The 16,525-nt window shown below is 55.8% G+C and carries 15 protein-coding genes and 1 pseudogene; 4 read left to right on the forward strand and 12 right to left on the reverse strand.

Translation table 11 applies throughout. From position 1 onward, the window contains the following. Window position 1: 1 nt before the first annotated feature. Entirely contained in the window at window positions 2-736 is a 735-nt protein-coding gene (locus tag ACVWZP_RS04180; RefSeq protein ID WP_457369409.1) for a GntR family transcriptional regulator, read from the forward strand. Here ACVWZP_RS04180 and dapA read toward each other — a convergent pair. The 3 genes from dapA to ACVWZP_RS04195 form a co-directional block, all read right to left on the reverse strand. Further along, window positions 711-1,562 carry a 4-hydroxy-tetrahydrodipicolinate synthase gene (dapA, locus tag ACVWZP_RS04185; protein WP_256822098.1) on the reverse strand — a complete coding sequence of 284 codons (852 nt, stop codon included), beginning with the start codon at window positions 1,560-1,562 and terminating at the stop codon, window positions 711-713. The two genes, ACVWZP_RS04180 and dapA, sit on opposite strands and share 26 nt — an antisense overlap. 363 nt (window positions 1,563-1,925) lie before the next feature. Continuing rightward, window positions 1,926-2,408 carry a VOC family protein gene (locus tag ACVWZP_RS04190; RefSeq protein WP_017846413.1) on the reverse strand — a complete coding sequence of 161 codons (483 nt, stop codon included), beginning with the start codon at window positions 2,406-2,408 and terminating at the stop codon, window positions 1,926-1,928. Between the two features lie 212 nt (window positions 2,409-2,620). After that, the gene (locus ACVWZP_RS04195; RefSeq protein WP_457369410.1) at window positions 2,621-3,547 is read right to left on the reverse strand and encodes a LysR substrate-binding domain-containing protein; all 927 of its coding nucleotides are present in this window, start codon (window positions 3,545-3,547) and stop codon (window positions 2,621-2,623) included. A 143-nt stretch (window positions 3,548-3,690) separates the two neighbouring features. Between ACVWZP_RS04195 and ACVWZP_RS04200 the strand changes: the two genes are divergently transcribed. Then, the gene (locus ACVWZP_RS04200) at window positions 3,691-4,095 is read left to right on the forward strand and encodes a RidA family protein (protein ID WP_079443979.1); all 405 of its coding nucleotides are present in this window, start codon (window positions 3,691-3,693) and stop codon (window positions 4,093-4,095) included. A gap of 76 nt (window positions 4,096-4,171) precedes the next feature. Here the strand turns inward: ACVWZP_RS04200 and ACVWZP_RS04205 are convergent, their stop codons facing one another. Then, window positions 4,172-5,338, reverse strand: a complete 1,167-nt coding sequence (locus tag ACVWZP_RS04205; protein WP_017846410.1) for an MFS transporter — start codon at window positions 5,336-5,338, stop codon at window positions 4,172-4,174. A 94-nt stretch (window positions 5,339-5,432) separates the two neighbouring features. Here ACVWZP_RS04205 and ACVWZP_RS04210 point away from each other — a divergent pair, with 94 nt between their 5' ends. Further along, complete coding sequence (locus ACVWZP_RS04210; RefSeq protein WP_057004608.1) at window positions 5,433-6,326, forward strand: LysR family transcriptional regulator; 894 nt, start codon at window positions 5,433-5,435, stop codon at window positions 6,324-6,326. A 224-nt stretch (window positions 6,327-6,550) separates the two neighbouring features. Here ACVWZP_RS04210 and ACVWZP_RS04215 read toward each other — a convergent pair whose 3' ends face one another. The 7 genes and pseudogenes from ACVWZP_RS04215 to ACVWZP_RS04245 all read right to left on the reverse strand — a co-directional run bounded on the left by ACVWZP_RS04215 (window position 6,551) and on the right by ACVWZP_RS04245 (window position 13,947). Continuing rightward, window positions 6,551-6,934, reverse strand: a complete 384-nt coding sequence (locus tag ACVWZP_RS04215) for a hypothetical protein (protein WP_046486046.1) — start codon at window positions 6,932-6,934, stop codon at window positions 6,551-6,553. After that, entirely contained in the window at window positions 6,931-7,143 is a 213-nt protein-coding gene (locus ACVWZP_RS04220; protein ID WP_108524221.1) for a hypothetical protein, read from the reverse strand. Before ACVWZP_RS04220 ends, ACVWZP_RS04215 begins: the two co-directional genes overlap by 4 nt. Window positions 7,144-7,507: 364 nt before the next feature. Then, window positions 7,508-8,974: a DUF726 domain-containing protein gene (locus tag ACVWZP_RS04225; RefSeq protein WP_108524220.1), complete on the reverse strand. Its 1,467-nt coding sequence runs from the start codon at window positions 8,972-8,974 to the stop codon at window positions 7,508-7,510. Between the two features lie 219 nt (window positions 8,975-9,193). Next, a pseudogene (locus tag ACVWZP_RS04230) lies at window positions 9,194-9,454 on the reverse strand (LysE family translocator); the annotation flags it as partial. An 83-nt stretch (window positions 9,455-9,537) separates the two neighbouring features. After that, the gene (locus tag ACVWZP_RS04235; protein WP_457369411.1) at window positions 9,538-12,168 is read right to left on the reverse strand and encodes an AAA family ATPase; all 2,631 of its coding nucleotides are present in this window, start codon (window positions 12,166-12,168) and stop codon (window positions 9,538-9,540) included. Window positions 12,169-12,421: 253 nt separating this feature from the next. Continuing rightward, complete coding sequence (locus ACVWZP_RS04240) at window positions 12,422-12,862, reverse strand: GNAT family N-acetyltransferase (RefSeq protein ID WP_457369412.1); 441 nt, start codon at window positions 12,860-12,862, stop codon at window positions 12,422-12,424. A 173-nt stretch (window positions 12,863-13,035) separates the two neighbouring features. After that, the gene (locus tag ACVWZP_RS04245) at window positions 13,036-13,947 is read right to left on the reverse strand and encodes a pPIWI-associating nuclease domain-containing protein (protein ID WP_457369413.1); all 912 of its coding nucleotides are present in this window, start codon (window positions 13,945-13,947) and stop codon (window positions 13,036-13,038) included. Window positions 13,948-14,476: 529 nt separating this feature from the next. Here ACVWZP_RS04245 and ACVWZP_RS04250 point away from each other — a divergent pair. Further along, window positions 14,477-15,163 carry a hypothetical protein gene (locus ACVWZP_RS04250; protein ID WP_457369414.1) on the forward strand — a complete coding sequence of 229 codons (687 nt, stop codon included), beginning with the start codon at window positions 14,477-14,479 and terminating at the stop codon, window positions 15,161-15,163. A 340-nt stretch (window positions 15,164-15,503) separates the two neighbouring features. Here ACVWZP_RS04250 and ACVWZP_RS04255 read toward each other — a convergent pair whose 3' ends face one another. Beyond that, a complete protein-coding gene (locus ACVWZP_RS04255) occupies window positions 15,504-16,406 on the reverse strand; it encodes a DUF6236 family protein (RefSeq protein ID WP_457369415.1) in 903 nt (300 codons plus the stop codon). Between the last annotated feature and the right edge of the window lie 119 nt (window positions 16,407-16,525).

The raw sequence follows: 16,525 nt of genomic DNA on the forward strand, positions 1-16,525 counted from the left end.
CATGCCGGGCTCAACCCTGAAAAATCCCAAGGCGCGCCCCGACAGCCTGGCCGAACGCATCTACACGCAGCTCAAGGCGGATATCTTCGACTTTCGCCTGCTGCCGGGCGACCGCTTCAGCGAAGGCGAAGTGGCCGAGCGCATGAACGTCAGCCGCACCCCGGTGCGTCAGGCGCTCTATCGTCTGGAGAAGGAAGGTTACCTGGAGGTGTACTTCCGCAGTGGCTGGCAGGTGAAACCGTTCGACTTCACCTACTTCGAAGAGCTGTATGACCTGCGGATCATTCTGGAACTGGCGGCGGTCAACCGTTTATGCCTGATGGATGAACCGCGCCCCGCGCTGTTGCAAGGGTTGCGGGCGATCTGGCAGGTGGAGGAGGGCGAACGCCAGCAGGACACCCAGGTGGTGTCCGCGCTGGACGAGCGCTTTCACTGCGCCCTGGTAGAAGCCACCGGCAACCGCGAAATGGCGCGCATGCACTACGCCATTACGGAAAAAATCCGCATCATCCGCCGGCTCGACTTTACCCAGGCATCGCGGATCGCGGCGACCTACGAAGAACACGCGCAGATACTCGACGCTATCCTGCAACGGCGCGGTGAAGAGGCGCAGCAGCTGCTCAAGCGGCATATCGAACTGAGCAAGCAGCAGGTGCGCAACATCACGTTGCACCGGTTGCAGGTGGCGCGGGACACTCAATCAACCGGCTTCACAGCAACGCTTGCAGACGGCTGACGGTGGCATCGCCGGCCCGCTGCATCGGTGCGCGCAATTCACTGCCGATCAGCCCCTGCACGGCCAGCGCCGCCTTGACCGGTGCCGGGTTGGGCTCCATAAACAACGTATCGATCAACGGCAGCAACTGGAAAAACGTCTGCCGCGCCTCGCTCAACTGGTTATCCCGCACCTGCTGCCACAGCGCCACGAACTGCTCGGTGTGTACATGTGCCGACGCTGCGATCGCCCCACTGGCGCCAAGGCACAACGCGTTAAAGATCTGGATGTCCTCGCCACACAGCACATCCACCGCCCCACTGGCCAGCAGCGCCAGGGTATTGCCCAGGTTGCCGCCACAGTCCTTGACCGCGACGATGCGCGGATGGGCGACGATGTTCAGCAGCGTGGCCTGTTCGAAGGTCGCGCCGGTGCGATAGGGAATGTCATAGAGAATGATCGGCACACCGGAGGCGTCGGCCACCGTGCGGAAGAACGCTTCAAGGCCGCTCTGGGACGGACGGATATAGCTGGGCGCCGGCACCAACAGACCGGCCACCGGGCGTTTGAGGATTTCGCCCTGGAACTGCAACAGCTCAATCTGGTTATATCCCGCCAGGCCCATCACCACGCGGTGCGCCGGCACCCACTGCAACACCGCATCCAGCACCGCCAGTTGTTCCTGGCGGCTCAACGCCGCGGCTTCGCCCGTGGTGGTGCAGACCATGATCCCGGCCACGTGCTTTTCCAGCAGATGCTCAACCAGCCGGCGCAAGCCGATAAAGTCGATGGCGCCGTCCTGAAACGGCGTGACCACGGGAACCCAGATACCTTGAAACGCTGACATGCACTCTCTCCTGATGATTGACCGATTAAGTCACCGTCAGAAGGGCAGAAGGAATTGTGCAAGGGCAGGGTGTCCGTCGCGCTCAATGTCCTGTCAGCTCATCTGACGGGACAGCGCGCCCCGGTCACATGAGCGACTGTTTCTTCGATTTGAGGGCGCGCGCAACGCAACCTTGCGCCTTGGCGATCAAGCCAATGACGGAAAGGTTAACGAAAGACGTTGCAAGCATGAGCTGACACACCCTGAATGAGGGCTCCATCTTCAGGGGGTGTGAGTAAATGTGTCAAGCCCTGCGTAGTTACCGGCAGGTTGCACGGCCCAGGCACTTGAACAGTGCCTGGGCGGTGAAACGATCGTTGTCGGTCAGGGATTAGCCACTGCGGCCTCAATCGCGGCAATGTCGATCTTGGTCATGGTCATCATCGCCTCGAAGGCTCGCTTGGCCGTCGCCGGGTCGGCATGGGTCACGGCGGCCGACAACACACGCGGCGTGATCTGCCACGACAGGCCCCACTTGTCCTTGCACCAACCGCAGGCACTGGCCTGGCCACCGTTGTCGATGATGGCGTTCCACAGCCGATCAGTCTCGGCCTGGTCATCGGTAGCCACCTGAAAGGAAAACGCCTCGGTGTGCGGGAATGCCGGACCGCCATTCAGGCCGAGACACGGGATGCCCAGCACGGTGAACTCGACGGTCAGAATGTCGCCCTGTTTACCTGCGGGATAATCCCCCGGCGCGCGGTGTAACGCTTTCACCGCACTGTCCGGGAAGGTCTTGGCATAAAACGTCGCAGCGTCCAGGGCGGTGCCGTTGTACCAGAGGCACAGGGTGTTTTTGTTGTTCATGTTCGGTCTCCACGGTGAATGGGTGTGTGGAGTTTAGATCAGGGTGAAGGGCGGATGCGGTGTTGCGAACCGAGTACCGCGGCTTCGCCGAGAGAGGCCGCATACAAAATCAGCATGCTGGGGCCAGCAACACCCACGATTCGCTCAAGCCGATCGTCAAGGACGAAGAACGCGCAGATGAGCAAAACGTCTGCGCGCCCCCAACGCCACCGTCACGAACCTCGTTGCTCGCTGACAGGCGCATGCTGCGCCATTAGCTCCGCGACCCAGTCGATGAACACGCGCACTTTGATGCTGATATGCCGGTTCGGCGGAAATGCCACGTAGATCGGCATCGGGTCGAAACGCCAGTCCTTGAACAGGGGCACCAATTCGCCGCGTGCTTCGTAGGTCGTGGACATGTACTTGGGCAGCCAAAGCACACCCAGCCCGGCCAGGCCGGCCGCGAGGTAGGCGTTGCCATCGTCGACTGCCAGCGCATAGCGGCCTTTGACCTGGAGGCTCTCAGCGTGGTTGCGCATGGAGTAGGGCAGGGCTTTACCGGTGCGCGCCCACAAGAAGCCGACGATACGGTGTTGCGAATCTTCCAGCTCCCGCGGATGCGCGGGGATACCGACGCGGGCCAGGTAGCTCGGTGCGGCGAAAACGCCAAGCTGGAGGTCGCCAACCTTCCGGGCCATCAGCGACTGATCCTTTATCTCGCCGCCGCGCACCACGCAATCGATGTTCTCACCGATCATATCCACGATCCGGTCGCTGACGCCCATGTCGATCTGGATGTCCGGGTAGCGCAGGTAAAACTCGGGCAATGCGGGGACTAGAATCATGCTGGCCAGCGGGCTTGGCACATCCACTCGTAATCGCCCCCTGGGCAGCGTCGAGGCGCCGGACAGGCTGGTCTCGGCGTCGTCCATGTCGGCCAGCAGCCGTAACACTCGCTCGTAATAGACTGCACCGTCGGCTGTGACGTTGACTTTGCGCGTGGTGCGGTTAAGCAATTTAACCCGCAACCGTGCCTCCAACTGCTGTACCAGTTGTGTCACGGTGGTCTTGCTCATGTGCAGTGTTTCGGCCGCTTTGGTGAAGCTGCCAGTTTCCACCACGCGAGCAAACGCCTGCATCGCATCAAAACGGTCCATTGCTAACCCCCGCTCTCGATTGGATTGTTTGGATTTTACAAACAGTGCTGGCTAAGGTTGCGTGTTTATCGCCCAGGTACAAGTCCATACAGTCTCTGCATCGTTAGTTCCGGGTCGGCTTTGACCCATTGATGGAGGCACCTATGACGCAGCGTGATGTTGTTTTTCCACCTGGACGCCAGGCGCTTTACGAGCGCAATCGCTATTCGCCGGCGATCAAGTCCAATGGTTTTTTATTCGTGTCGGGGCAAGTCGGCAGTCGCGAAGATGGCTCGCCCGAACCCGATCTGGAGGCCCAGGTCCGACGCGCGTTCACCAACCTGAATGCAATCCTGGTCGCTGCCGGTTGCACCTTCGACGATGTGATTGACGTCACCGTCTTCATCGTCGATCCCGAGTCGACGTTCGAGACGATCTGGAAGGTTGTGCCGGAGTTCTGGGGCCGGGCGCCACACCCGACGCTGACCGGCGTGGGTGTCACGTGGCTGTATGGTTACCAGTTCGAGATCAAGGTGATTGCCAAGCTGCCGGAAGGCACCGGGGGATGATCTGGCCAGCGATTACGCAAGGGCGCGGTACCGAAAGCGGTTCATCCTGAACCGTTGGGCTGTGACAGCGCGCACGTCACACCGCCGCAGTTGCAAGCGTTCTGGAACGCCAGGCAAAAGCCAACACCATCAGCAGCCCCAGCCCCGCCATTGCTGCCCCGGCCAGGGAAATCGCCGGATAACCCAGCCCGGCATTGATCACCGCTCCGCCCAGCGCCGCACCAATCGCGTTGCCTAAGTTGAAGGCACCGATGTTCACCGCCGAGGCCAGATTGGGCGCGTCCTTGGCCGCTTCCATGACGCGCATCTGCAGCGGCGGCACCAGGGCGAAGCTGGCGATACCCCATATCAGGATGGCAACGGCGGCCGGCAGCGGCCAACGCATCAGTACGGTGAACGCGAGCAAGACGAGAATGAGCACGCTCAGCGAAACGATCAGGGTGCGATCTATCGAGCGGTCGGCGGCCTTGCCGCCCCACATGTTGCCCAGCGTCAACCCCACACCGAACAGCACCAGCATGGCGGTGATGTAGGCGGTGGACGCGTGGGTCTCGCTGCTGAGGATCGGCGCGATGTAGGTGAAGACGGTAAACATTGCCCCCGAGCCGACGACAGTGAGGGCCAGCGCCCCCAGCACCGGGCCACGGCCCAATACCCGAATTTCGGCCAGTACACCGCCGCTTTGCGGCGCCGGCAGGTTGGGCAGGGCGAACCATAACGCAGCCATGGCCACCACACCGAGGCCGGTAATCCCCCAGAATGCGCTGCGCCAGCCGAACAGTTCGCCGAACCAGGCGGCCAGCGGCACACCGCCGATGGTCGCCAGGGTCAGGCCCATGAACATGGCCGCAACCGCTCCGGCACGTTTCTGCGGGGCAACCACGCTGGCGGCGACGATGGCGCCGACGCCAAAGAACGCACCGTGGTTCAGTGAGGTCACCACCCTGGCGACCATGAGGCTGTAGTAATCGGTCGCCAGGGCTGACATCAGATTCCCCAGGGTGAAAATCGCCATGAGTCCGATCAGCAGATAGCGCCGTGGAATCCTGCCGGTGGTCAGGGTCATCAGCGGCGCGCCGAGCAGTACGCCCAGGGCGTATGCACTGACCAACAGACCTGCGGCGGGAATGGAAACACCGAGATCCGCCGCGATGCCCGGCAACATGCCCATGGGGGCGAACTCGGTAACGCCGATGCCAAAGGCACCCATGGCGAGTGCGACAAGTGGTGGATTGATACGCATGGAAGGCTCCTTATCTATGCCGCCAATGCTACGATTCAGCCTTTTCAGGCGGTAGATAGCATTTTTGGCAATCACCTTTGCGTAAGGAGCACAAATGGACTTCAACGGCAGATCGGGTGAAATGGGCGTGTTCGTCAGCGTGGCGCAGGAAGGCAGCCTGTCGGCCGCCGCGCGGACATTGGGGCTGACACCCTCGGCGGTCAGTCGGATCATCGCCCGTACTGAACAGCGTCTTGGCACTCGGCTGCTGTTGCGCACCACCCGATCGCTCACCTTCACCGCCGAGGGCGAGGCGTTCCTGCGCGGCGCCCGGCGCATCCTGGCCGACATGGCCGAGGTCGAAGAAGCCATCGCCGACCAGGGCGTCCCAAGGGGGCGATTGCGCGTCAGCGCCGCGCTTGGTCATGGGCGGCTGGCCATCGTGCCCTTGGTGGCGGCATTCAGCGCGCGCTACCCGAACATCGTCGTCGACCTCACCCTCGGCGACGAAGTGGTCGACATTCTCGGCGGCCAGGCCGACGTGGCGGTACGTTTTGGTTATCTGCCCGACAGCCCGCTGACCGCACGCAGGATCGGCGCCACCGGCCAGGTAGTGGTGGCATCGCCCGCGTATCTGCAGCGCCACGGCATCCCCCTGGAACCGGAGGATCTACTGCGGCACAACTGCCTACGCTTCAACTTCCGACGTGCCGAACCCAACTGGCCATTCATCCGCGACGGAAAAGCGTTTTCCCTGAAGGTCAGCGGCAACATCGAATGCAGCAGTGGCGAAGCGCTGGCCCAACTCGCGCGAGTAGGTGCCGGCATTGCGCGTATCGGCGAATTCAGCGTGAGCGAGGACCTGCAGCGTGGCGATCTGATACCGCTGCTGGAAACCTGGAACCCCGGCGACGAGGAACCGATTCATGCGGTGTTCGTGGGTGGCTCGGCAATGCCGGCGCGGGTGCGGTTGTTCGTGGACTTCCTGCTGGAACATCATCGGATGTAGGTGCTGGCGTTAGCTGATCCTTGCGGGTACTCGCGCGATGCTGTTTGCATTAAGCAAATAGTGACCAACACCCGAATCCAAACTCATTCGAGTGCTAATAGAATGTTGCGCAGCAGCTGACGAAGTACCGAACATGAATTGTATTCGACCGCCGAGCAATAAACTTATTGGCTCGGAAGTGGTCGTTTTGGGTGAAGTGCCGGGGCCAACTGCGAAGCACTGTTTTAGCTGCGCTTAAGCGTGACTTTGTTGTCCGATTCACTCACTATCTTATAGTTGCCTCTTAACTTTTTTAACACGCTAAGGCTTCTCACCGAAACGGCCATGGATATAGCCGCCGAAGTTGCTGCAGCCCCTAGAACGCTGAGGGCTCCGCCTGACCCGGCAACCGCTGCGAAGCCAGCAACCGGTGTGGCAACACCACCCGTACCGACGGTGGCTATGACGCCATAAAAGACTATGCATATAGAACCAATGGCCACAGCCCATGCAACCGTGCCGGTAGCCTTTATCCGAATGGTTTTTTTTGCAAGATCGCCTTCAATCACGATGGTGTCTTCATTGCGGTTTACCGCGTCGGCTAGTTCTTTCTCTGTCGTTACGCTCATTGCTTGTCCTTCGTTTTTTTATTGCCGGCAACAATGAATCCGATGATCAAAAAAAGAATAATGATCGGTGGAAAAGCTACGCACAAAGCGATTGCGCCAAGTAGCAGCAGCCCGCCGATTATCACCCCTACCATTTCCCCTAAAAGTGGAAGCAATAGCTTGAACATAACGACGGCTAAAATAATTCCGGCTATTACGACAATAATCATGTGCGGCCTTATGTGGGTTGTGTTGGTTTTTAGAATATGTTTGTCGGGTCTGCACTAAAGGCCGTACCCCGGAATGATCCGGAAATCGTCGATTGAGCATCCATGTCCGTCGCGTGAGTTGCTGATCTTCCAGTTTGAAATCCCATCGCGATCCTGCGTACTTTGCTTGTCTGATACTTGGTTGGGCTTCTAAAATCCCCCTTCGCACGCTCAGGTTGTCGGCTGTCGCCCACCATTCTTTAGTTTTAAGGCATCCCTGCCAGTCATTCCCAATCCCCTCAATGATTAATGATCTGCACTTCGCGGTACTCAAATAACAGTTTGAGGTGTCGAGGGCGAGGCACAGCCATTGAGCACGCTAGGGTTAGAGCAGCCCTTCGTTATTCAGCTTCAAGCGCGCATAGAAGAGAATCGCAACCGCGGGAATCAAGGCCGAGTAGCCGGGCTTGACTGCACTTTTCAGGTTCGTAACCGCCGCCTTGATGCGCTCGGTCGAAACCAGATGAGTGAGGGAGGGCAGTCGCGTTGCAGATGCCAGCGTTAACTCCTTGTTCTTACTGGTCAGCGTTGAGTGCGCCTTGCGATACACAGGGGCAGGTGCGCTAGGGGTCGAGAAGTAAGACGTAACGGTCAGGCTTGCCGCCAACGCATCGACCTGCTCAAAGTAAGCTTTCTCGGACATGACCTCCAAATGCTGGGCAATGTCGTGTTTTGACGCGAGTACATGACCCTCACCGAAAGAAGAGTGGAAGCATTTGCTGATGAGCAACCCCTCCATCTCAATCACCCGAGCACAATCGTGCAACTCGTCTACCAAGTCGTAGTGTTCTGTCAGCATGAGCAGGATCTGTAGATACTTGAGACCGCGTCTACGCGCCAGGTTGGCCAAGCAGTGGCCGCCCAGTAGTTGGAATTCCTTGGTCAGCAGATACAGTGAATGGTCGGTCTCAAGGGTCGTCCAACTGCTGCTACGCAGGTGCTTGGCGACTTGATTGCGGATTCGATCGCTGGTCAGTTCGAGCAGGTCATAAATGAAATGGTCGGTCACGACCGGATCGGGATTCTTGATGATCAGTTGGGGCTGATTCGACGCCGGCAGGCCACTTTTGTAGCCATGGAAGCCTGATGCCCTGAGTACTTGCTCCAGACGCGGCCAATAGTCTGTATGACCGAAGGACTCCATCCGAACGTTTTTGCAGTTACCGATTGGCTGGCGACCCGCGCTGCTTTCGCCCATATTCAATCGCAGAACGTCGTCATCTTTTGAGTAAGCATTGTACAGCCTGCAGTTTGTGCGCTTGCGGATGGCTCGAGCCTCGTCTCCCGACAATTCGGCCGCCGCCGCCATCAACAACACATCGCCAATTTCAAGATCGTGATCAGTTGGCCTGTCGAGTAGATCGAGTAGCGCACTCACGACGACCCGCCCGCCAAGCGAGTGCCCGACCAGATTGACCTTCGACACGTAGGGGTGATGTTTGAGCAGGTAGCTCTCAAGTTGCGAGAGCAGTGTCTTGCCCATGGCGGTGGCGCGCTTGCGGCTGGTGTTGAAGTGGACGGCGCGATCGGCCACTGCTGCCGCGGTACCCGCGAAGATGTTCAACCGAGCCATTGCCGCCACGCTACTGCTGGATAACTTATCGAACTGGCTCCAATGACCGGAAGGCCAGAACGCAAAGATGTTGATGCACTCGTGGAGGGATGACGGGATACATTTGCTCAGCGCGCACCGGTCTTCTATATCGTGGCCGGCTGAGTAGCCGTGGATAAAGATGTTGGCGACCTCGCCGGAGCGGTGGGGCAGGGTCAAGAACTTGAAGTTGTGGCTCACGCGACTTCCTTGTAGCAGATCGTAGATGAGCGAATGGTGGCATTTGGCTATTGCTGTTGTAAACGGATGTTTAGGCACAAAGGCGCGGGGCTGGACCTCGACTCAGTAGGGCATGAACGTGGCTTGCTGCTTATTCGTCCCGAAAACTTGGTGTTTGACGAGCAACCCATGAGGCCGACAGGCAACACCGCGCGTATCCCGCCGCCTTGAGAACGCCATTCAAGCCCGCCGCGCCATCAGCAACACCGTCGCCGCCGCAGACAACAACCCCGCGCAGCAGCGATTGAACAACCGCTTGCCCCGTGGCTCGGCGAACCAGCGGCGCATGTGCAGGCCCATATAGGCGTAGAGGCTGATGGCGATCCATTCCAGCACCAGGAACAGTGCGCCGAGCAGGGCGAACTGTGGGGTGATGGGCTGGCCGGGCACCACGAATTGCGGGAGAAAGGCGGTGAAGATCAGGATGGCTTTCGGGTTGCTGGTGCCCAGTTTGATTTCTACCTGCTGGATGGTCGCTTTCGAGCTTGTACGTAAGGCGGCCGTCTCAGCAGGTTAGTGATTAATCAGCGGCCCTGTTGCAACTGCGCTAGCCCAGCATCCAAAGCTGTTGCCGCGTCGATGATTCGTCGCACGGCCGCACGATCGAACTCATTGTCGCGTTGGGCATCATGTGTCCCGCCGTTTAGGTAGCTCCATTCAATCGATCCACCGTTAATACCTAAAAGATCATCGAGCGCTGCTACTACTGCTGGCATCGCTGGATGTGGATTCGGCATGCGTCCCAGAGCTCCACGCAACTTCACGCACTTGTTATTGAGTTCCCAGTTTGCCCGAGGTCCGCTAAGTTTCAGTTCCAAACGGCCATCCCCGCGTTTTCCCAGCCATGTCCATAAGCGATCCGTCAGGCTTTCAATGGCAGGTCTCGAATGCCGCAGAGCATCCCGTTTTTCTTCAGCAGCAAGGGATGCCTGGGCCAGGAGGACGTAGTTCTTCGTGGGTGGGTCGGCATCGACGCGCAAGTGGTGTTCGCCTTCACGCGGGAGAAACTTATAGACCTTGATCAACTGCGCCCTCTGTACTCCCAACTCTTGCTGGATACGATGTAGAAATTCCTCAGCATGCGATGTCAGGATGACTTGCTTTCCACCAAGCAGGTCGTCTTCAAAAAAGGTCCGCCATATCCCATTTCGGTGTTCGTCATCTATGGCGTTCACAACGTCATCGAAAATCACCACAGGACACCCTTGATCGATGTTTTTTGCTAGCAATATAGCCAAACCCAGGCACTTGATATGCCCTTCACTGAGGATCACTAGGGCGTCATAACGAACCCCAGGTTCGGCTGAAAACTCAATCTCGATCTTGCCGTTCTCCGCCAGCGGAAGCCACAGGGCATGAAGTAGTTCGGCGGGCGGATCATCCCGGTTGAACGAGTTGTACAGGTTTCGAGCTCTCTGCCCAAGGCCTTGCAATAGGAGCGCTGGCAGCCCGTCCAGATATTGCCTCAAAGCCTCGAGGAATCCGTCGTAGCTGTCTTTGATCATCTTGTGATGAGCAATCTGCTGCGCCTCCGTGGCGACTTCAGCTACCAGTTCATGATTCGCTACTTCGAACTGTGCGACTTCGTTCTGTGCATCGAGCACCGCTTGTAGACTGGTGGCTCGAATGGTTTTACAGCGTTCTATCTCGGAGCGATATCCGTCCAGACGTTCACGTTCTTGAGCCAGGCTCTGGCGTTGGCCGAGGATTAAATGACTTTCAGTATCTTTCTTCTCAATGGCGGCGACTAAGTTGAGTAGCGTCCGCCAGGCATGTTGATTGTTGTCCAACCAGGGCTTGAGCCACTCGCCCGCAGATGTTGGAGGCAGTAGCGGCAGGTTGGCTACTCTCAGTTCCTCGGGACTCACGGCCACGAGAGCACGAATAGCCGAAGACATGGCTACGAGCAATTCGTGAAGTACGCTAGTCAGTGCCTGATCATGTTGTACTTTCTTCTGTTCAATGGCCGCCAGTTCGGCGAGTTGCTGGAGACCAACTTGGGCCTTTTCGAACGGATTCTGGGCAACGTTACCGAGATCGGTTCCGCAGGCTGGGCACGAATTCGCCCCATCATTCAGTTGAAGTACAGCCTCGTAGAGATGTGTATACGAGACATCTTCGGCGCGTGCTGCCAGTTGCTGTTTTGCGGCCGACAGTAGCTCATCAATGCGATATACCTCTGCGAGCAGAGCGGCAAGATTGACCTGGTTGACATCATAAATCTGAGGTGATGGTGCGTTGAGTAAACCTTGAACATAGGGCAGCCGCCCTTGTGTTTGCGCATTTCCAAACAGCCAATCGCATACTTCGGCGAATGATTTGCCCGCCCATATACGTTCGGCCACTGCCGATTCATCACGATCTGACTGAGCGAGTTTTTCGGGGTTTGTTTTGATTAGTTGCTCAGAAGCAGCTAAATGAGCGCGTCGACCCGATAGCGTTAGTGCTTTCAGGCCAGTAAGGTTGAGATTCTCGTCAAGGGTTGGATTAAAACCTCGAACGAATTCGCTGAACTGATCCACCCCAAACAAAGTTGCGATCAGTTGGCGCTGGTCACCAGGGGTTCGAGCGGCTATTCGAGCGAAGTCATCCAGACGATTCTTTTCGATGAAACAGAATCGGTAGGTATTTTCACTGGGCACCACCGCCGCTGGAGCCGCTTCGCCCTCCCATGAGGTCAGGACCGGTAGTACGTGCCGACGAAGTCTAGCGTTATTGCAGTAAGCACGATGCTCCACGCGCTTTACCTTTGCCTCGCTAATCGATCCAAGCATGGCGGCTTCCAGCGCTTCGCAAAAACTGCTTTTCCCTGTGCCATTGGCTCCATAGACGAGCGTTATATCTCTGCTAAGGTCAAACGTCTCCTGTCGCATGAAACCGCGAAAGGGGCCTACGGTAAGCTCATGCAAGCGTCCAACGAGCGGCTCACGTCCATCAAGCGGCACGTGCTGCTGAAGTTGGGCGGGCGTGTTCAACAGATGTTGTACTGCGATAGGCACTAGTCGCCCTGAGCGTGCGCGGCGTGCGGTACCTACTTCAGCAAGATGGCCCAAATTGGCGAGCACAAGATTCGCCATTCTCCTCACATTTTCTGGTGCTGGTGGTATGTCCAGTGACGCAAGAAATCTCTGATATTCAGCCAGAATGGAGGTCATAGCCGGTCCTTGATGAGGTTTACATCCGTGGGTTTACATCAATATAGTGTGAATTCGCCATCAACGAACTTGCTATTTGAAACAATCGCTAGCCCATAGCTGTTGTGTGTATTTGCTGGGTGCCTGAGCGCCTGTAAATGGCCGAAAGTGGTCTTTTGTGAAGTTTTATATTGCCCATCACCAGGCTTGCTAGAGCCTAGTTTGATCCTCAACCTACTGAGTGATCAGTTTCGTAATAAGAAGCTGGTTTTTGTCAGGAGCTTTTGTGTCGCGAATCTATGGTGCTGCCATTCCGATGCGATAGGAATTTCTCTAGCAGACCTTTTTCAGCAGCGCTTCGGACATAACCTTTGCTTTCATACCATGCAATAAGGTCTTCGTCGCCTAGCTCGTCTTGAAAAAGAGATCTTGCAGTGAGTCTGACGCTCGTGTGGCCAAGTTTGTCTGCGAACAGCTCCGCTTCAGAAAGAATCCACGTTCCAATGCCACATTTTCGAGTGTCGCGAAGGACAAAAATCTCAAAGATAAAGCCCTCGGGACGTCCCCAATCTTCGTATATAAGTAACCCTACTTCCGTATCATCAAGAACCGCCACGAATTGCCGAGTCTTCTGGTTTTGCCCTTTAACAAGACGTTCGCGAAGAGTCTCATTCTTCAGCTCGATAGGAGTACTAATCTCAACCATCTTCCGCATGTTTCCCTCCGGTGGAAATATTTTTATTAAAACCTGGCTCGTAGATCTTCGGCCAGAAGCAGTCAGTTGGATGTGCCTAGAAACCCGGGGCGATTCATTCAGCTTGTTGTACACGAACAAGTTTCAACCCAAGGTCAGGATCTGGAGCAGCACTCCGAATTAGGCGAATTGGTTTAGGCCGAAGGCTCAGAGTCAACCGTGCTTACATGGTCCCACTCATCCTCCCGCTGCCCCCACGCCTTCGTATCCACGATGATGGAGTCTTCTTCCATTACTAGTGAATCACCTGTAGGGTCCTCGACAGAGCAGGTGAGGTTGCATCGAAACTCAAACGAATCATCCTGCAAGTGACCATCACCGCGCCGAACATCCGAGTTAGATCCCCATTGTAGTTGAACATTTATAAACCCAGCTGCAAACAAATGAACTGTGTCGTGGGTGATCCGCTCGACCCCGCTGATATTGACACTGACGTGTTCCAGGGAATAGTGATGAGCTACGCTATCTAATGCTTCGAGGGAGTCAGAAACCACCTCGTAGATGGCTTGGTCTTCGATGGCTTCATAAAGGCTGTGAGCTATAAGGCTGCGACAGTTAACCATCGCCATTCCCAACCCTCTTAGGGCATCAAGTGACTTTTCGACAAGCACTTTGACCTCCTGACTAGGAAGGTTGAAGGTTGTCTCTTCTACGTGCGTGTACTTGCTCAACTCGGTCAGCGAGTCTCGGATCGCCTTGCGTTCTGGCGATAGGTCAAGCTTTAGCTCCTTTGCTACGTATTCGTCTGACAATCCTCCCTGAACCACGTACCGTGCGTGCTGGATCTTCGTGACCCCATCCTTAATGTGGGGAAGCTGAATCTCGTCCTTGTACCAAGAACACTTTATGACTTCTGCCTTGGGGGCCCGCTGCATTAAAATAGAGTTGGTCAGCTCCCGCAGCGCGTAGGCGAAGTTGTTGAAGCGGAGCTTATTGTCTAGGTCTTCTAAGTTTCGAAGCGCGGCGGCATAGAGAGTGTGATGGAATTCATCCGGCCCCAGAAGCCACTCTACTGGATCATCAATAGCGATCATTTCTTCAATCATGCGTCAGCAGTCCTGTTGGTACCCATCGCCCTTGGTTTTGGCTCGGCGCTAATGTCGGCCACTATCGAACATGTGACGAGCCTCGTAGGTAACGCACCGAGGATACACCAAAGCCTTCACTAAAATATGGCAGCCCATAATAGCTTTTGATGAACGCGGAGGCCCTGCCTTGAACGCGGTAAGTGGCTGAACGATTTAGCCAATCTGTGCGTTGACCGGTTGAGTCCATAGCCGGAAGCGGTCATTCAAAATACTTTATATAGGCAATCGTTAGGTTTGCTTGATCCCAGCTTGATTTCACCCGGCTGGACGGCCGTTTTGGACTCGACCTGACGGATATGACAGGCAGAATCGACCCAAAGCTGACGTTCGGCTGCTGTCTCCACCCAGACCAACGTTGTATATGGCTGATAGCACTTTTTGAGCATTGTCTCCCCTATACTGCCCCGTTCCATCGTGCGAGAAGCCTTTCCAGGGCCTCCCGTGCTACGTGCTGTACCAGTTCTGGTATATCTGTCGAGGGCAAGGAATGGCGGCAAAGTCGAAAGTTGCACACATCAAGAGAACTCTCGTAGGGGAGATCATTCGGGCCCAGAATATGACTCATGCAGTCCAGGCGCTGCCGAGGTGGTCTCCTCAGAACACGATCAACACGATCCATACCAAGCATGTAAACCAGATTATTGAACTCGCGTTCATGGGCATGGTTTCTGCCTGGGAAGAGTTTCTCGAAGCCTCACTGGTGCGATACATGACGGGAGCGGAGTCTGCTAATGGCTATTGTCCGACTCCCAAATATGGGCGCGCTAAAGACTTGAATCACGCCTACGAGATCTTGTCGAATGATCCTGACTACAAGCGGAGCAGAGACTACTTGAAGGTCACCGAGCCGCGGGGGGTATGGCGCACGGCTGACTTCTTTTTCGCTCATCACACCTACGGGGCGCTGAATGGAAAGGAAGGTCTCATTCGACATGCTTCCGCAATCAGGAATCGAGTCGCGCACAATTCTGAAAAGTGCAAACAGTCCTTCAAATCCACCGCATGCGCGTTACTTGGGACCAGGCAACTCACTAGCGGCTACCAGCCGGGAACCCTGCTCACTGCTCCAATTCAGCGCGCATTTCCAGCTAGCTACGTAGCTCGTGGCCTGAGTCATTTTGAGGCGTTCGCTGAGCTTTACGAGGAACTAGCCAAGATCATTGTCCCGGATTGACTCTTCTGGCTAGGGAGGCCGGCTGCATCCCTGCACTTATGGGTAAGTGCATGGGCTAGCTCACCCATTTGCAATCGACCTCACCTGTCATTTGCATCGAATCAGTCCAGTATGCTTCATGACCCTGACTGGCAAGGTCATGAAGCCGCCGACCGCAACTGGCCGAGAGTGGTCTATCGCGAAATTTTATATTGCCCATCGTCTGGATTACCTTAGTCATGCTTGAATTCAGTGGGCAGGCTGACCCGCAATACCCTGGTCAATGGTGACCGTGGTGACCGCGAAGCCATTGCGTTCTTAATGTATTTCTGTTTTGGGTAGGTTGTTGATATCGGCTTAATTAGAGTAGATCTTTTTGAGCTTCGTAAATGTACCTAAAAGGTGAGCTGGGTCTTTTTATTTTTTGAAAATTAATGTCTGATTTTAGTTCGAGTAGACTGGCGAGCGCAGCTCCCCCTGAGCTAATAACTCTAGCAGTATCAGGTAACGCTAGTTGACCTGTTGCTACCCAAGTGCTCACCGCCGCCCCGGCTGCTTTCGTTAAACTAAAGTTGAGAGAGGCCTTGAGGTTAGTGAGATACATAGGATATTGCCATTCCCTGCAGACCGTGGCTAAGTCGGAGCAAGACTTGTCTAGTTCGGACAGCTTTCGATCAAGTTCTTCTTTGCTGTCCGTTGAAGCTTCAATTTCTCTGGTTAATGATTCTATATGCCATCTAAATGCCAGCAGTTCATCACGTCTTTTTTGTCTGAAATTGAGTATTTCGGCTAGTGGTACATCAGGGCCGGGTGCAGGCATTGCGTTGTATAATTGAAGTGAAGTGCCAGCTTTAGAAGTCGAAAATCCACTCTCCACAAGGATAGAATTTTCACCTCCTCCTAAGCTCCACATTCCGAGATGGCTATTTTCATACTCCATAAGTGCAAGGCTAGGAAGCTTTGCTAGCGCTAGGCCAAAGTCTCCGGTTAGATTAAATCTCGGCGTATATAGTATCCCGGAGTCTATAAGGAATTGCGCGTCCTGATCTGGGGCTATATGCATAAGGTTGTTGGACGGCATAGATAAACGATCCCAGTAAAGCAGGGAAGTTCTAAGTTCCTGTGGGTTCAACTGGGTGGATGCTAGTTGTACGTTGTTTCCGTTAACTTTGATAGGTACGCTAATTATTAAGCCACGAAGAGCGTCGGTTCTCGGTTTTCCATAATTAGGGTCTTTTTGTTTTCGCTGCTTAGCTTCGCCCATGTTGCCTCCAGTAAAACCTATTTGATTTGTGTGCGCTCAAAAGCTCTGCAGCTCATGGGAGATTGCCCGCATTTCGACAGGTTTTCTTCTCATAGGCTGTAAACTCTTCGGTGCTAGGT

The organism is Pseudomonas sp. TE36184, from assembly GCF_054060055.1.

Bases quoted from the DNA above. Each gene is read 5' to 3' on its own strand.
- ACVWZP_RS04220 (WP_108524221.1), bottom strand. From the start codon at position 7,143: ATGATTATTGTCGTAATAGCCGGAATTATTTTAGCCGTCGTTATGTTC.
- ACVWZP_RS04180 (WP_457369409.1), top strand. From the start codon at position 2: ATGCCGGGCTCAACCCTGAAAAATCCCAAGGCGCGCCCCGACAGCCTG.
- ACVWZP_RS04200 (WP_079443979.1), top strand. From the start codon at position 3,691: ATGACGCAGCGTGATGTTGTTTTTCCACCTGGACGCCAGGCGCTTTAC.
- ACVWZP_RS04210 (WP_057004608.1), top strand. From the start codon at position 5,433: ATGGACTTCAACGGCAGATCGGGTGAAATGGGCGTGTTCGTCAGCGTG.
- ACVWZP_RS04240 (WP_457369412.1), bottom strand. From the start codon at position 12,862: ATGCGGAAGATGGTTGAGATTAGTACTCCTATCGAGCTGAAGAATGAG.
- ACVWZP_RS04245 (WP_457369413.1), bottom strand. From the start codon at position 13,947: ATGATTGAAGAAATGATCGCTATTGATGATCCAGTAGAGTGGCTTCTG.
- ACVWZP_RS04190 (WP_017846413.1), bottom strand. From the start codon at position 2,408: ATGAACAACAAAAACACCCTGTGCCTCTGGTACAACGGCACCGCCCTG.
- ACVWZP_RS04255 (WP_457369415.1), bottom strand. From the start codon at position 16,406: ATGGGCGAAGCTAAGCAGCGAAAACAAAAAGACCCTAATTATGGAAAA.
- ACVWZP_RS04235 (WP_457369411.1), bottom strand. From the start codon at position 12,168: ATGACCTCCATTCTGGCTGAATATCAGAGATTTCTTGCGTCACTGGAC.
- ACVWZP_RS04205 (WP_017846410.1), bottom strand. From the start codon at position 5,338: ATGCGTATCAATCCACCACTTGTCGCACTCGCCATGGGTGCCTTTGGC.
- ACVWZP_RS04250 (WP_457369414.1), top strand. From the start codon at position 14,477: ATGGCGGCAAAGTCGAAAGTTGCACACATCAAGAGAACTCTCGTAGGG.
- dapA (WP_256822098.1), bottom strand. From the start codon at position 1,562: ATGTCAGCGTTTCAAGGTATCTGGGTTCCCGTGGTCACGCCGTTTCAG.
- ACVWZP_RS04195 (WP_457369410.1), bottom strand. From the start codon at position 3,547: ATGGACCGTTTTGATGCGATGCAGGCGTTTGCTCGCGTGGTGGAAACT.
- ACVWZP_RS04215 (WP_046486046.1), bottom strand. From the start codon at position 6,934: ATGAGCGTAACGACAGAGAAAGAACTAGCCGACGCGGTAAACCGCAAT.